The sequence below is a fragment of the Acinetobacter sp. GW821-FHT01E09 genome (assembly GCF_059422385.1).
This window is the reverse complement of sequence record NZ_JBWKWU010000001.1, coordinates 2,393,209-2,408,140: the sequence shown is the minus strand read 5'-3', so window position 1 is coordinate 2,408,140 and position 14,932 is coordinate 2,393,209. Positions and strand designations below refer to the sequence as shown.

Sequence of the window (14,932 nt, the reverse complement as noted above, 5' to 3'; positions counted from 1 at the left end):
TGTTTGTTTTTATTTTAAATTTATCTAGACGCTAAGATGTGTATTAAACCTGTGGGCAATACAAATCATATAAGGTAGTTAATACCACTGTCAGTTTTTGATCTTTAATAGAATAATAAATTTGCTTCCCATCACGACGTGTTGAAACAACATCACTTTTACGTAACATCATCAATTGTTGAGAGAGCGTCGGTTGATTAATCTGAGTTTTTTCTTCTATTTGCGAAACATTTAACTCTTCTTGAGCAAGATGGCATAAAATGAGTAAGCGATCTGTATTGGCTAAAGATTTTAAAATAGTCACGACTGATGCAGCTGATTCACGCATTACATCAATTTCAAGATCACTAGACATCGGTAGGTTCCATCCATTATTTAATACAGTATAACTGTGTCAGTGCATGTCGTATGGCTTTTAGCTTATGTTTTTTGATGAATTTCTAAATCAATTTTGTGAATATATCTTCACATTCTGTTTTAACTTTCTACAGAACTAGATTTTCTCTGTTTACAGTTGAATAAATAGACAAAAATAAGTGATATGTTAAGATGTAACTACAGCTAAAAATCAAGCTGAGGATATTTGACATGACGACATTTACAGCAATGAAGACGACATTACGTGAGGAAGCAACGATTCCAGTGCTTGCTATCGATGCGTTTAGTGCGGCATTTAATCATGCAAGTCAGTCAAACGCTACAATCACTTATGTAAAAGATCAACAGCTGGTTCAACAAAGCAATGGTGAAATCAAAGTTGTTGAAGATTTATCTTCTGCCTATGTGGTTCCCAAGCTTAAACACAGTGTGTTAAAACGTAAAAAGAAACAAGAGGTGATGGCATAACTTTATATGCGACAGCCGAGAATAAGAATGTTTGCTGGTCCAAACGGATCAGGTAAAAGCACAATTAAAGACTATTTAGCGCCCCATCAGATTGGGGCATATTTAAATGCAGATGAGCTTGAAAAACAATTATCTGCGACTCAAAGTTTGTGCTTAGATGATTATCATCATGATTTATCTAGCTTAGCGTTACTGAAATTTTTAAAACAAAAAAAACGTAAAAAGAATGACCAAATCGTGCCGCTATTATCCTCAAAACCACAAATTGTGGATGGACTCATTGTATTTAACCGAGATGAAATTGATTCCTATCTTTGCGCACGCATTATCGATTTTATTCGGATGGAATTTTTAAGGTTAAAAATGAGTTTCACTTTTGAAACTGTGATGTCGCATATCAGCAAAGTAGAGTTTCTACGTGAAGCCCAGAAACAAGGCTTTAAAACGTATCTGTACTATGTGGCAACCGTTGACCCAAAAATTAATATTGGACGTGTGCAATATCGGGTCGCTACAGGTGGTCATGCTGTACCAGTGCAGAAAATCTGTGAGCGCTATTACCGTAGTTTAGATTTATTGATGTTGGCAATTGAAGCCTCAGATCGTGCATATATTTTTGATAATTCAAGTCACGGTGAAAAAGCAGCTTTTATTGCAGAGATCGAAAAGGCTGAAGTACTAAAACTAAATCCTGTTGTAGAGCATTTCCCTAAATGGTTTGTAGACAAAGTATTGAGTGAATTTAATTAATTTGAAGATTAGATCTGTTTGATAAACAAAAAATCATGTTGAGTGAAGCATATTGGTATTAAAAGTTTCTTCTTCGTTTAGGATAAGGCAAGAATGAGGGGGTTTTATATTGATTTATCGTATTAAAAAGGGTTGATAAACGAAGTTTATTGGCAAAATATTAAAAATTAAAATAAATTATAAGCTATTGATTGTTCATTATAAATATGAATAAAGCTATTCAGAGATTTAAATCAAAATTAAAAATTAGGCTGTGCAATCCTGTAGCAAATCATATAGCGATTGTATTTGCAGTTATGACTTTGATTTGCATATTTCTATATATCCTTATCTGAAGATGAGGTTGATTAATTTAAATAATTATATATTATGAAAACATATATTGTATGGATTTAAAGCAATGCATGATTTTATACTGGCCTTTTTGGGGGGAGTCCTACTTGGGCTGGCTGTAGTTGGCTACTTATTTGTAAATGGTCGTGTTGCTGGGGTAAGTGGTCTAATTGCACAAGTCCTCAATCCACACAGAATTTTTAAAACACCTGCTTTGTGGTTTTTATTGGGCTTATTCAGCACACCATTTATCTATGGAGTGATTTTTAATCCTGAAATCGTGATGCTAACGACAAGCCCAATTTTGCTTGTCATCGCAGGTCTATTGGTTGGCTTTGGCACACGATTAGGATCAGGCTGTACCAGTGGTCATGGAATTTGTGGAATAAGTCGTTTGTCTAAACGCTCAATTGTTGCGACTTGTACCTTTATGCTGGCTGGATTTATCACAGTGTATGTGATGCGTCATGTGATTGGAGCTTAATCATGAAAAATATCTTTGCATTTATCTTTGGCGGGCTATTTTCTGTAGGTTTAATGCTTTCAGGCATGTCGAATCCAGCAAAAGTCATCGGTTTTCTAGATATATTTGGCCAGTGGGATCCAAGTCTGGCTTTTGTGATGATCGGTGCAATTGTAGTCGCATTTATTCCTTTTCAAAAAGCGATACGTCATCCTGTGACTGTGTTTAATGAAGTGATCGAATTACCAAAAAATACCCAACTCGATACAAAGTTAATTGCAGGCGCTTTCATTTTTGGTATAGGTTGGGGAATTGCTGGAATTTGTCCAGCACCCGCATTTACATTGATTGGTTTAGGTCATTATCAAGCCCTATATTTTATTGTTGCCATGCTGTTTGGCGTATTGATTCATCGCAAAGTGACAGGAGCATAATTTTTTATGAATCCATTTGTACAAGATTTTTTTGATGAAGCCAGTAATACCTTTAGTTATGTGGTGGTCGATCCTGCAACTCAATACTGTGCCATTATTGATAGTGTATTGGATTATGATGCGGCATCTGCAACAACATCGACAATACATGCAGACCATATTATTGAGTATATTCAAAAACATCAGCTTACAGTGCAGTGGATTCTTGAAACACATGTACATGCAGATCATTTAACAGCTTCGCAATACTTAAAAGCACAATTAGGTGGTCAAATCGCCATGAGTGAAAAAATTGTGACTGTTCAAGATATTTTTAGTCAAATTTATAATATTGATTATGAGGCTTTAAAAGCACAGCATTCCTTTGATTATTTATTTAAAGATCATGAGATTTTTAAGATTGGCGAGTTAGAGGCATATAATCTCCCTACGCCTGGTCATACCCCAGCTTGTTTGACCTATGTGATTGGTGATGCAGCCTTTGTTGGTGATACTTTGTTTATGCCTGATTATGGCACAGCGCGTTGTGATTTTCCAAAGGGCAGTGCGGCACAACTTTATGACTCTGTGATGAAAATTTTTAACTTAGCAGAGCATACTCGGTTATATTTATGCCATGATTACCTGTCTGAATCACGCCTAGATTATCATTGCCAAACAGACATCAAGACCCAACGTGAAGAAAACATCCATATCCATACAGGGGTGACTAAACAAGCCTTTATTGCGATGCGGGAACAGCGTGATGCTACATTGGCTATGCCGAAATTGATCCTTCCAGCCATTCAAATCAATATGAATGCAGGTCAATTTCCTGAACCTGAAATAAATGGTATTCGTTATTTAAAATTACCTTTAAATTATTTTAGGTAAATTGCTTAAATTAAAATGTATTTATTAAATGATAATGATTTGAATTTTTGTTCAATAATTATGCGATTTAATCACGATGATTATTTATTTAGTTTTTTAAAATAATTTTCTTTAATATGCTTGAAAATTACGCAATGATTGATTTTTTTATGAATATTGTTAAGATTATTGTAAATAAGTGCAGAACTCAATCATGGAATTGAGTCTCTTTAGAATAAATCATAACAGGGGGGGATTTTTTCTGATATTACAAAATATAAAATTTATTTATCAGGTTGATATTTAAAGATAATTTAAATAAACATAGGTTTGTCATAAATTTGAAACATACCTAAAAACTTAAAAGAATAGATTTTATAAACGTTATTGTATACAATTTAAACTTATTGGCTAAAGTGTGACTTATATCACATGGTTTTTTTAAAAAAATAACGACTCGACACTTGGGTTATACAAGAAGCTGTGGTTATTTAAAATACATATAAGTTTGAACAATGGTTTATCTTAATTTTGCGTTGATAGATAGGATTAATTTATGGCAGGCATTTATTTACCTTTGCATTCGAGTTTGAATCAGGTGGATTCATTTCCAAAGTCTATAACTCCTCGATCTGCACAAATTTTGAATGAAGTCAAAGAAGCTTTAGATCTGATACCACACCTTATTTGGGTGACAAAATTGGGGATTGGCTATTGTAATACCCCATTAAAAGAATTTATTGGTGTAGATACGCACAATATTTGCGATTCCGATTGGATTAAATGCTTACATCCTGATGATGCAGAACATATCTATAATATTTGGATAACAGCGCAGAAAACGGGTCAGCGTTTTGAAAAAGAATGTCGTATCCGTCATGTGAATGGCGACTATCAATGGTTTTTACTGATTGCTCAAAGTACGGTTTATAAACAACAGTTTTTTGATTGGACTATAACCTGCACCAATATTCATGAACGTGCAACGTTATTACGTGAAACCAGTGAGTCACTAAAAGCCAATACAGATATGCTTGATGTCAGTGTCGACTGTATCAAAATTATTACACCAGATGGTTATGTGTCACATATGAACAAATCTGGTTGTATTGCATTACTAGGACAAGAAAAAGTAAAAACTTTTGGTATGGAATGGCTCGGACTATTACCAGCAGAAGTGCGTGAACAGGGTAAAAAAGCCATTAAAGAAGCGGCAAAAGGCAAAAACGCCAGATTTGCAGGTAAAAGTGTCTTTGGTAATTTAACCATGTATTGGGACAATATTTTAACCCCAGTTGTCAATGAAAATGGTCAAACCACCAGTATTTTATGTGTTTCACGAGATATAACCAAACAACGTATTGCCGAAGAAAAACTCAGAGTGATCTGTGAATTTGATGAAATGACGAGTTTGATGAATCGTCGTGCATTTAAAAGAAGATTAAAGGCATCAATCTCTAAAGCCAGAGAAAACCGAAGCAAAATTGGATTATTATTGATTGATTTAGATCATTTTAAACATATTAATGACACATTAGGTCATTCTGCTGGTGATCATTTACTTAAGGTTTTATCTAAACGCCTTGCGCATTGTTTAGATGAAAATGCCTATATCTCAAGACTCGGAGGTGATGAGTTTGCGGTGGTGATTGACCATGTGGAAAGTCATGCACAGATTGAGGCTGTTTCCAAAAAATTATTACAACAACTCGATGCGCCTATTACTTATAGCGGTAAATTGCTGAATGGTGGTATGAGTATCGGCGGTTCAATTTATCCGCATGATGCCAAAGATGGTTCAGGATTGTTGAAATGTGCAGATGCTGCTTTAAATGACCTTAAAGAACGGGGTCGTGGTGGAATTCGTATGTTTGGTGTAGACATGTTTGAAATTGCCCAAAGTAAAGCCAAGCAATTAAATACAGCGCGCCAAATTATCCGTAACAATCAAATTGAACCATTTTACCAACCTAAAGTGAAACTGGATGATTGCTCAATTATTGGTTTTGAAGCTTTACTCAGATGGCGAGATGTAGAGGGCAATGTTTATTTACCTGCGACTGTTGCTGAAGCATTTAATGATTTTGAGTTAGCGACCAAAATCAGCGAAACCATGCACGATAAAATATTTACAGATATTTCTCATTGGATCAAGCAAGGCTTTAACGTTGTACCGATTTCAATCAATGCCTCACCTGTAGAGTTTATGCGGGATAATTATGCTGAAATTTTATTAAAGCGCTTAACCCAGTATGCCATTCCACATCATCTTGTTGAAGTCGAGATTACTGAACATGTTTTGGCTGATCGTGGATATGAATATGTCATTCGCGCGTTAAAAAAACTTAAACAAGAAGGCGTGCGGATTGCCTTAGATGACTTTGGAACAGGGCATTCATCGATGACGCATATTCGTGATTACCCTGTAGATAGTTTAAAAATTGACTACAACTTTGTAAATCGTATGCATGAAGAAAAGTCAATTAAAGCGATCGTGGAAGGGATTGCAAAATTAGGTCCAATCCTTTCTTTAGATATTATTGCAGAAGGGATTGAAACGATTCAGCAGCTTGAAAATTTAAGAGCCGTGGGCTGTAAATTTGGCCAAGGTTTCTTATTTAGCCAAGCAATTTGTGCTGAACAAGTGCAAGAAATGTTGCAGTAAGGGGCTTTGGATCAACACTATTGATTGAGTTAAATTGTGCCTTAACTCAATCATTTGTATTCCATACATAAAATATAGAAAAACTTTAAAAAAGGGCTTGAAAAGTCTACAGACTACAGGTATTGTAAATTCAATATAGATTTTTATGAACGACATAAAGATGAAAAAGCAACCTGTAATCGCTACTTCTTATTATTTCTGGCAATTCTTTAGATAATTGCCTGAAGTCGTTCGGGCAATGAATTGGTTGCCCATCAAAGTTAATACCTGATCGGCAACACCGATCAGGTTTTTTTATATCTGAATGTTAAAAATATTTTGAATCAATTAAGTGTAAAGATTTTGGAGAATGTCATGATGAAATTTAACTACGTATACTTTAGCAACTTTTATTGGACTTACTTTGGTCAAGTGAAAAACCTGATCGCCCATTTGAATAGATCCCATACGCTCAAATAAAAGTTCGGACTTTGTAAGAGTCCAAAGGAATACATCATGAATGCACTAAATATTGCTTTACAACAAAATCAAACCATAGAAACTCAACTCAGTTTGCCTTATGAGTTAAAAGAAAAATTTGCATTAAAACATAAGCTTGCTTTACAAATTGCTGAGCAACGCCAAACAATTGAAAATATTCTCGATGGTACAGATGATCGTCTGTTGGTGATTACTGGCCCATGTTCTATTCATGATGAAAAATCCGCATTGGAATACGCAGATCGCTTAATACAATTACAAGAAAAAGTGTCAGATCAGATCTTTCTAGTGATGCGTGCATATATTGAAAAGCCACGTACAACAGTGGGCTGGAAAGGGTTTTTATACGATCCAAATTTAGATGGATCTGCCAATATGCAATTGGGTTTAGAAAAATCACGTCAATTATATTTACAAATTATTGAAAAAGGCTTGCCGATCGCCAGCGAAATTTTAAGTCCTATGGCAACTGCATATTTTGATGATTTATTGGCTTGGGGTGCAATTGGTGCACGGACCAGTGAATCACAAATTCATCGTGAAATTTCAAGTCATATGCCTTTTAGTATTGGCTTTAAAAATGGGACAGATGGCTCGATTCAAATTGCTTTAGATGCAATCCAATCTGCAAGTCATCCTCATCAGTTTCTAGCCATGGGTCAAAAGGGATTGCCTTGTATTGTGCATAGTCATGGTAATCCTTTAGCACACATCATTTTACGTGGTTCAAATAAGGGCACAAACTATGATGCAGAATCGATTCAGCAGATCCGCCAACAGCATCAAGGGAAATTACCCGCATTGCTGATTGATTGTAGTCACGGTAACAGCAGTAAAGATCCTTTAAAGCAACCGTTGGTTTTGCAGCAAATCATTGAAGAAAGACATGTGACCCATGTACGTGGTGTAATGTTAGAAAGTCATTTGGTGGATGGTAATCAAAAAATTTCTTGTGATATGACTTATGGTCAATCTGTTACAGACGGTTGTTTGGGTTGGAATAAGACGGAGCAATTGTTGTTGGATGTTGCGGAGCAACTTTCGAAACAGGAGTTGTTGCAGACAGCGTAAAACACAATATCAAATTGTGTCTTTATAATTTTGAAATAGTCCTTTATAAAAAATCCCATCATATTTTGATATGATGGGATAAAGGTTAAAGTTTGTTATTTTGGTTGTACTTGAATCACTTTACAGTAGCCATTGCCAGAATATGATTCAACATACACTTCTACAGCTCTCTTTTTTTGATACCACTGCGCCAAAGTCACAGCAAGAATAACCTTACTTGTTTGAGGAATAAGCATCCAACCATAAGGAGTGCCATTACAAACAGTTGGAAGGTTTCCTGATTCAAGCCGAATGAGTAATCCTTCCGAAACACTTGTGATAGATGTCATATTTCCATATACATATGTCTCAGCTGCAAAAATTTGCTGAGTTAATAACACTGAAAGTAATAGAATTTTTTTCATGTTTCAGTTCCCATAATTTTAAAAATTAATTTTTGAATTTAGCAATCCATAGCTAATTAATCATTTAAAATATAGTGATAAAACCCTTCAGCCAAAGCCCATGGTTGGAAATCAGAGCATCTCTGGGGACCAGAAAAAATCAATGTTACAGTTTTTTTAGTAATTTGAGCAGTAAGTAATACAGCAAACAATTTACTACAATTCGATGGGGGGATTTCATTCCAAGTTGTTGATGTACTACATAATACAGGACTATTTAAACCACCTACAGTGTTAGCTAAAAGTCCACCAGTTTTCGGATTTATAGATACACCACTCACTCTTCCAGTACAGCTTGCAGCAAAGATGGATTGATTAATCAAAATAAGTATTAAAAAAATAATTTTTTTCATTAGTATCACCTCTGAATTAAATTCAATAAAATTAGTTTATAAGAAGAAACCCTTGGTGCTGTGATAAATGATGTCAAAGTATAAAAATTTCTTGAATTACCACATTCTTACCATCCATGGTACAGTTACATAATCAGTTTCTTCACAATTATAATTGTCCTGTATATAACGCAAAGTTATATTCTTTTTCATCGCATATGCTTGCATTAGGATACCTAAGTATGGCTTCGTTGATGGTTTTGACCATGAGCCAATCTGTTTCCAAGATTCTCGACCACTTGAAGATTTAAGCAATGCTAATAAATCAGTTTCTTGTGTTTGAATTTGCATTACTTTATATGGTCCACAATCTACTTGAGCAAAACACTGATTACAGAAAAATGAACTAATAAAAATAATTATAATTTTCATAAGTATACCTTGCTAAATTAATAAATATGAAACCAAACGATAGATGGCCTACCATCTGAGGAACATCCATCTAAATAAACATCTACAAATTTCTTACTTAAATAAGCTGCGTAAAGCGAGGCATATGTTCTTTTTCCATTTGTAGTGCTAGCGTCAAAACGGAATTGATTTACATTTTTATATGGACAAGACAAAGTGTTACCAAAAGGCTCCCCTGACAAACTTGCATAACATGTTCCGTCTACATGATGGCAACCAATGGTAGTAATTTTCCGATATGTAATATTCTCAGCAGCATATAAAGAAGTATTTGCTGTCATTAAAATAAGAACAATTGTGATTTTTCTTAACATTTTTCTCCACTCTCATGATGAATTGTGAATATTTTGTGTTGAACTTGTATTTTTTCTTAAAAATATGTATTTTTTATATACAACTTATTAAAAAAAGTAAATAGGGTTAAAAATGAAAAAAGTAGTGTTCTTTGTTTTGTTGATGTCTCAACTAGTGTTTGCTGGAAATGTTTTAGCCAGTGACTACACAGGAAAAGTTGAATCAATTGTAGTACGTGACTCGGATGGACTCATTTATATTTATTTTAGCGGTAGTCGATCAAGTAATATCCCGGATTGTGCTAAAAACACAAGTTATATGATGATAAAAAATGAAAATAGTGCAACGGGAAAGCGGCAATTAGCAATGTTAATGTTGGCACAAGCATCAAATAGAAATGTAGGTGTAGAAGGAGCGAATGTATGTACAAGATGGCCTGACGGTGAAGATATTCAATCAGTTATTTTGCAACGCAAATAGGTAATTAAATAGATAAATAAAAAAGGATATCGCTCATGAGAATAATAATGAGTTTTGTTTTAAGCCTATTTAGTTCAATACTTTATGCTGGAGCAATAGATTGGTCTGTTGCAATGACATCTTTTCCATCAGATCAAAGTGTAGGCGATACAGGACAAGAAAAAACACCCAATGGTTATGTCGATTTAATGAGTGGTAACCTTGTTTATGATGTACCTGAAGTCACATTAAAAGGTGAGAGAGGTCTGAATTTTACTCTGTCTCGTTCTTATGGAAAAGTAAATAATGGTTTTCGCTCTATGGGGAACTGGGAGCTAGAGTCACCAAGATTGGTGATGATGACAGGGGCATCTACAAAACTTCAAGGCGATGGCGGAGCTGGTGTATGCATAGCCAATGGAGATGCCAAAACTGGCAATAATAGTTTTGGAAATCCTATCTACGATACGAATATTATTGATAGCGGATATAAAAATGAAACTAGAGAAGATTTTTTATCATTAGCTAATGCGAATTATTTTAAAAATTTAGCTTATGCGATTGCAGTATCTACAGCAGCACAAAGAAATGTTGATCCGCGATCAAATGAAAATGTTGGATTAGCATTCCAAATTGACACCAGAATTCCTTACAACCCCTTAGGTGGAATACCCGGGATGAATACTACTGTTCCAGATGCGCTACAAACTTATAGTAACTTATTGTTATCTGAAAATAAAAAAGACAATGAAGCTGTAATTAATGCGTTAGTTACTAATTTAAATATTTCATTGTTTACGTATAAAACTGCTCTTGAAAATAATAAAATAATTAAAGTATCTATTAGAACTAATTATGGTGTAAAGGAGATTTATAAAAACTCAAATAACTATGATGTATTTGCTAAAGAATTAGTTGAAAATTTTAGTAGTAGTTTACTAGGAATGCAAAATATTGATATTAGTTTCTATATTAAGGGTTCTAATTCACCTGTGGTTTTAAAAGATGGGAATGGTAGGCCAGTCAATATGGCTGGATTTATTACTTCTGTAAATACAAATGCATATGCAAATACATTATTGGCTCTACTTGAGAAAAAATGGAATGGCTATGGTGTTGTTGATTCAATAAAGTGGGATTACTCAAGAACTTATACATCTAGAACGGATTTTTCTTTATATTCACAGGTGGACACTCGCCAAAGACCAATTACACTGTATCTTCCTGGTCAAAAAAATATTACATTCTATCCAATTAAAAGTAATGTAGCTGGTTATCCTCAATCAGCTCGTTATATCTCACAAGATAACTGGTTTATTTCATGTGAAAATGGTGGAAATGATTTTAGAGTACGAGCTCCGAATGGGTCTAATTATTTATTTCCTAGTCAAAATAGAGAAAACCAAACAGGCTTTCCAACTGTATTTGCAAGTCAATATATTGCTGGACGTGTAAGCATTTATGCCTCAAAAGTAGAAAATCAGTTTGGTGAATCCTATCTCATGAATTATCATAAGATGGAAAATACCAATCAAACCTATCAAGGCTATAATAATTCATCTAAATTATTTTTAGAAAGTATTAAGCATCAACTTGATGGGAAAGATATATCAGACAATGATGAAGTGGTATTGTCATATGCTAAATATAAAAATGGATCAATAGTTACAGAAAATAAAAATGATTTTTCTAATTTCGAAGGTGACGTGGTTTTAACTAAAATTAACCGATACATAAATAATAAATATTTAGTATGGAAAGCCTATGTATATTATCAAGGGAGTAACAGTAACTATCTAAATAATGACACTATTCCAGGTAGTACCAATACTGTTAGTCAGGTTCAAAATAAACAAGCTGCAAGTGTCTATTTGAGAACTGTTGGTGATGTAAGTGGAGATGCGATTACATATGATTATGGTGGACCGTATCGAATCGTAGGAAACCATCCTAAGTCTGTTAATGGTGTTACTTCACAAGGCTATATGTGGTTTTATAGTGATTTGACTGGGATTAAATATTTTAAAGGCTCCTCAAATGGTCTTGTAAATGCGAAATCTGTTGGTTGGTCGTACTATCTATTTAACGAGTCTCGTCCAGGCTTTGTTGAAACTAAATCATTTAAAGTAAACAGTTCTAGCTATACAGGCGTAGATGTTAATCCATTACAAATTATCTATAACTACGGTCGAAATAAAGATAACAAAGAACAAACAACAACAGTAACAACCAAGGACAATGCTACAGGTTTATCTAAAGTATATGTCTATGTCATGAATGCTTTTGAAGGTGGTAGTGCTGAAAGTTTTCAACATGGACTACTTAAAAAAGTAACAATTGATGCACGTACAGAATCCTATAATTGGACAACATTAAACACTATTGGACAGAAGCCAAAAATAACCAGCGATAACTATACTGATTATGAAGATGTGTTATTTGTTAGGTTATATTTCAAAACGATTAATCATCATGGTACATATAGCACAATTTATAGTAAATTTGATCAATATGGTAATCCACAAGTAACTGAATTTACAGGTTTAAATGGCTCTCGCTCAATTTCGTTACCAGTTACGTATATTGCTTATTTTAATGCAGACCCTACAAATGCTTCAGTTAATGATGGTAGTTTACCATGGATTATAGGTTTACCTCGTGAAAAGGCTTCAGGATACTACACTACACAATCTCTTGAATATGATGCTCAAGGTGCAATCACGAAGGAGAGCAAAGAAGGACGTATCACCAAATTTAAATATGAAACTGTTTCATTTAGTTCATGTTTAGGTAACCTTGCTGATTTTGCTTGGTCAAAATTTGCTAGTTGTTTTTCAAGCTATGTTGCAGGAGATAAACACACAGGCTTACCAATGGAAGTTGATGTGGGCAATGGTCAACAAATTACTCAATACTCTGCCTATAAAAAAGGTGTACCAGCCAATATCCGTTTAGCCAATGGTGGCCTAGAAACCAATGTGATCGATGACTTTGGTAATATTATTTTCCATACAGATGCAGATGGTGTTCGTTCACAAAACCAATATGACGATGCAGGTCGTTTAAAAATTGAAACACCAGTTATTGGTTTAAGCTATACAACTATTGATTACAATGGTTTAAACATTGTAAGAACAATGCAAAATGGCGCAAGTTATAACAAAACTGAAAAATATAATGGTGATGGTTTACTGATCTATTCTGCTGCAAATACATCAAATAAGACGGTGGTAAATTCAAGTAAATATGATGCTTTTGGAAATGTAATCTTTAGTTCAAATCCATCTACTGGAAGTACAAGTGAGGGGATTTCTACAAGTTATGATGTCTTTGACCGACCAAAAACTGTAATTGATAATGGCGTAACCGTAAACTACTGCTATCAATCATGTGGTGGGCGTAACGGTGCTATTGCATTAACAACAGATGCTTATGGTGTCACTGAAACTGATTATTTAGCTGCTGGCGATTTTAGTGCAAATCTAAAAACACTGGTCAGTCGTAAAGGTGGTGATGGTTCTGTATTCACAACCTCAACTGAATATAATTTAGGTCTGTTAAAACCAACTTTTGCAGCTTCAGGTGCTTCAACACAAAGTTATACCTATAACAGTAATGGCACATTGGCGACCGAAAAAGACAATAGTATCAATGGGCAAAAGGGTTATGGTTATGATGCGACTGGGCGAATTAAAACCATTAGCCATCAAGATGGTTCAGTCGAAACAATTGAATATTATCCAATCAATGATTTGATTCGTTCTCGCGCTTGGCGTGGTGTAACCACCAATTATGGTTATAGCTTAGCAGGGCGTTTAAATTCAACCAATAATGCCAATACTTCGCAAGGCTATGGTCGTGATGGTTTTGGTCGTGTTGTAACACTCACACAAAATATTAATTCCAATAATGCTAATTATGGTTATACCACCACATTTGGTTATAACAACTTGAACCAAGTGGTTTCAATTATTTATCCAAATGGCAAATCTGTTAATTTGTCAGATCAAAATGCTTTGGGTGAAGTCTATTCAATACCTAATGTGATTCAAGGGCTTAACTACAATATATTGAGTCAACTTACATCTGTACAAGCAAATGCTGATGTAGCTTGGACGTATTCGTACTCAAACAATGGCTTGCCTACAGGTGTAAGTTCTACCAGTTTGAACAAATGTGTACTCAATATTGGATATGGTTATGATGCATTAAACCGTATCAATAGAATGAGTGATCATTGTGGTGCGACCTATAACGCCACAATTGACCGTTTTGGTACAGGCTTGATGAAACAGGTTGAACTTGATCAGGCACGTTATCAGTATTTATATAACAATGATGATATTAGTTCAGTCAATATTACCTCTAAGAGTCAAATGGTTGCACCTGCTTCCTACACTTATAACTATGTGAATGGCACATCACGCTTAGCGAATGTTAGTGGTTCAGCATATAACTTTAGCTATGATGCGATGGGGAATGTCACTAATGATGGTATCCGTGCCTTAGATTATGATGCTTATTACCGTATCAGTAAAAATGGTAATGAAAGTTATATCTACAATACAGATGGTTTGCGTGTTCGTGCAGTTCGTGATGATGGTATTACTGACTATATTTATGATTCAGCAGGTAATCTGGTTTATGACATTAACCATCAATCAGGTTATAGCAAAGCCTATGTTTATGTTACTGGGAAATTAGTTGCAACTTTAGAACGTTATCCAGATGCCAACAGTAAAGGCTTTGATTTGATGAATGATTTTGAAGGAGCCGAGTTTGGTATCAATAGCTTGTTAGAGAGTTATGTGGACAGTGATGATGATGGTTTACCTGATTATATCGAACGCTTTATCGGTTCTGATCCAAATAATCCTGACTCAGATGGTGATGGTCATAAAGATGGTTATGAATACAAATTATTGGGTGCGAAAGGTGTTTTAGACCCGCTGATTCAACCAAGTGAGCCTGATCCTGATGAAGATATGGCAGCATGGTTGCCTGCAATCTTAGATATGATCTTGGAAGATGACTAAGGG

At 34.7% G+C, this 14,932-nt stretch carries 14 protein-coding genes; 9 read left to right on the top strand and 5 right to left on the bottom strand.

Annotated elements, in window-relative coordinates; translation table 11 throughout:
- Window positions 1-43: 43 nt before the first annotated feature.
- The gene (locus AC07U8_RS11060; protein WP_004720219.1) at window positions 44-355 is read right to left on the bottom strand and encodes an ArsR/SmtB family transcription factor; all 312 of its coding nucleotides are present in this window, start codon (window positions 353-355) and stop codon (window positions 44-46) included.
- A gap of 233 nt (window positions 356-588) precedes the next feature.
- Here AC07U8_RS11060 and AC07U8_RS11055 point away from each other — a divergent pair, with 233 nt between their 5' ends.
- The 7 genes from AC07U8_RS11055 (at window position 589) to AC07U8_RS11025 (ending at window position 7,894) form a co-directional block, all read left to right on the top strand.
- The gene (locus AC07U8_RS11055) at window positions 589-846 is read left to right on the top strand and encodes a hypothetical protein (RefSeq protein ID WP_004821745.1); all 258 of its coding nucleotides are present in this window, start codon (window positions 589-591) and stop codon (window positions 844-846) included.
- A gap of 6 nt (window positions 847-852) precedes the next feature.
- Window positions 853-1,596 carry an ATPase gene (locus AC07U8_RS11050; protein WP_494737879.1) on the top strand — a complete coding sequence of 248 codons (744 nt, stop codon included), beginning with the start codon at window positions 853-855 and terminating at the stop codon, window positions 1,594-1,596.
- 400 nt (window positions 1,597-1,996) lie between these two features.
- Window positions 1,997-2,413 carry a YeeE/YedE family protein gene (locus tag AC07U8_RS11045; RefSeq protein WP_151802199.1) on the top strand — a complete coding sequence of 139 codons (417 nt, stop codon included), beginning with the start codon at window positions 1,997-1,999 and terminating at the stop codon, window positions 2,411-2,413.
- A 2-nt stretch (window positions 2,414-2,415) separates the two neighbouring features.
- Complete coding sequence (locus tag AC07U8_RS11040; protein ID WP_494737878.1) at window positions 2,416-2,826, top strand: DUF6691 family protein; 411 nt, start codon at window positions 2,416-2,418, stop codon at window positions 2,824-2,826.
- A gap of 6 nt (window positions 2,827-2,832) precedes the next feature.
- The gene (locus tag AC07U8_RS11035; protein ID WP_419262983.1) at window positions 2,833-3,699 is read left to right on the top strand and encodes an MBL fold metallo-hydrolase; all 867 of its coding nucleotides are present in this window, start codon (window positions 2,833-2,835) and stop codon (window positions 3,697-3,699) included.
- Window positions 3,700-4,234: 535 nt separating this feature from the next.
- Complete coding sequence (locus AC07U8_RS11030; protein ID WP_034616534.1) at window positions 4,235-6,343, top strand: sensor domain-containing protein; 2,109 nt, start codon at window positions 4,235-4,237, stop codon at window positions 6,341-6,343.
- Window positions 6,344-6,838: 495 nt separating this feature from the next.
- Window positions 6,839-7,894 (top strand): 3-deoxy-7-phosphoheptulonate synthase, encoded by a 1,056-nt coding sequence (locus tag AC07U8_RS11025; protein ID WP_348960944.1) that lies wholly within the window; start codon window positions 6,839-6,841, stop codon window positions 7,892-7,894.
- A 95-nt stretch (window positions 7,895-7,989) separates the two neighbouring features.
- Here the strand turns inward: AC07U8_RS11025 and AC07U8_RS11020 are convergent, their stop codons facing one another.
- The 4 genes from AC07U8_RS11020 to AC07U8_RS11005 form a co-directional block, all read right to left on the bottom strand.
- Complete coding sequence (locus AC07U8_RS11020; RefSeq protein ID WP_034616540.1) at window positions 7,990-8,298, bottom strand: hypothetical protein; 309 nt, start codon at window positions 8,296-8,298, stop codon at window positions 7,990-7,992.
- Window positions 8,299-8,354: 56 nt separating this feature from the next.
- A complete protein-coding gene (locus AC07U8_RS11015) occupies window positions 8,355-8,690 on the bottom strand; it encodes a hypothetical protein (protein WP_034616543.1) in 336 nt (111 codons plus the stop codon).
- Window positions 8,691-8,786: 96 nt separating this feature from the next.
- Window positions 8,787-9,101: a hypothetical protein gene (locus AC07U8_RS11010; protein ID WP_034616546.1), complete on the bottom strand. Its 315-nt coding sequence runs from the start codon at window positions 9,099-9,101 to the stop codon at window positions 8,787-8,789.
- 17 nt (window positions 9,102-9,118) lie between these two features.
- Window positions 9,119-9,454, bottom strand: a complete 336-nt coding sequence (locus AC07U8_RS11005) for a hypothetical protein (RefSeq protein ID WP_034616549.1) — start codon at window positions 9,452-9,454, stop codon at window positions 9,119-9,121.
- Between the two features lie 112 nt (window positions 9,455-9,566).
- On the opposite strand from AC07U8_RS11005, the gene AC07U8_RS11000 reads away from it, so the two are divergent.
- Both AC07U8_RS11000 and AC07U8_RS10995 read left to right on the top strand, forming a co-directional pair.
- A complete protein-coding gene (locus AC07U8_RS11000; protein WP_034616551.1) occupies window positions 9,567-9,914 on the top strand; it encodes a hypothetical protein in 348 nt (115 codons plus the stop codon).
- Window positions 9,915-9,949: 35 nt separating this feature from the next.
- The gene (locus AC07U8_RS10995) at window positions 9,950-14,929 is read left to right on the top strand and encodes an RHS repeat protein (RefSeq protein WP_494737877.1); all 4,980 of its coding nucleotides are present in this window, start codon (window positions 9,950-9,952) and stop codon (window positions 14,927-14,929) included.
- Window positions 14,930-14,932 lie beyond the last annotated feature (3 nt).

Excerpts from the sequence above, each read along its gene's own strand:
- AC07U8_RS11030 (WP_034616534.1), top strand. The coding sequence starts at position 4,235 with ATGGCAGGCATTTATTTACCTTTGCATTCGAGTTTGAATCAGGTGGAT.
- AC07U8_RS10995 (WP_494737877.1), top strand. The coding sequence starts at position 9,950 with ATGAGAATAATAATGAGTTTTGTTTTAAGCCTATTTAGTTCAATACTT.
- AC07U8_RS11020 (WP_034616540.1), bottom strand. The coding sequence starts at position 8,298 with ATGAAAAAAATTCTATTACTTTCAGTGTTATTAACTCAGCAAATTTTT.
- AC07U8_RS11015 (WP_034616543.1), bottom strand. The coding sequence starts at position 8,690 with ATGAAAAAAATTATTTTTTTAATACTTATTTTGATTAATCAATCCATC.
- AC07U8_RS11045 (WP_151802199.1), top strand. The coding sequence starts at position 1,997 with ATGCATGATTTTATACTGGCCTTTTTGGGGGGAGTCCTACTTGGGCTG.
- AC07U8_RS11050 (WP_494737879.1), top strand. The coding sequence starts at position 853 with ATGCGACAGCCGAGAATAAGAATGTTTGCTGGTCCAAACGGATCAGGT.
- AC07U8_RS11005 (WP_034616549.1), bottom strand. The coding sequence starts at position 9,454 with ATGTTAAGAAAAATCACAATTGTTCTTATTTTAATGACAGCAAATACT.
- AC07U8_RS11010 (WP_034616546.1), bottom strand. The coding sequence starts at position 9,101 with ATGAAAATTATAATTATTTTTATTAGTTCATTTTTCTGTAATCAGTGT.
- AC07U8_RS11040 (WP_494737878.1), top strand. The coding sequence starts at position 2,416 with ATGAAAAATATCTTTGCATTTATCTTTGGCGGGCTATTTTCTGTAGGT.
- AC07U8_RS11025 (WP_348960944.1), top strand. The coding sequence starts at position 6,839 with ATGAATGCACTAAATATTGCTTTACAACAAAATCAAACCATAGAAACT.
- AC07U8_RS11055 (WP_004821745.1), top strand. The coding sequence starts at position 589 with ATGACGACATTTACAGCAATGAAGACGACATTACGTGAGGAAGCAACG.
- AC07U8_RS11000 (WP_034616551.1), top strand. The coding sequence starts at position 9,567 with ATGAAAAAAGTAGTGTTCTTTGTTTTGTTGATGTCTCAACTAGTGTTT.
- AC07U8_RS11060 (WP_004720219.1), bottom strand. The coding sequence starts at position 355 with ATGTCTAGTGATCTTGAAATTGATGTAATGCGTGAATCAGCTGCATCA.
- AC07U8_RS11035 (WP_419262983.1), top strand. The coding sequence starts at position 2,833 with ATGAATCCATTTGTACAAGATTTTTTTGATGAAGCCAGTAATACCTTT.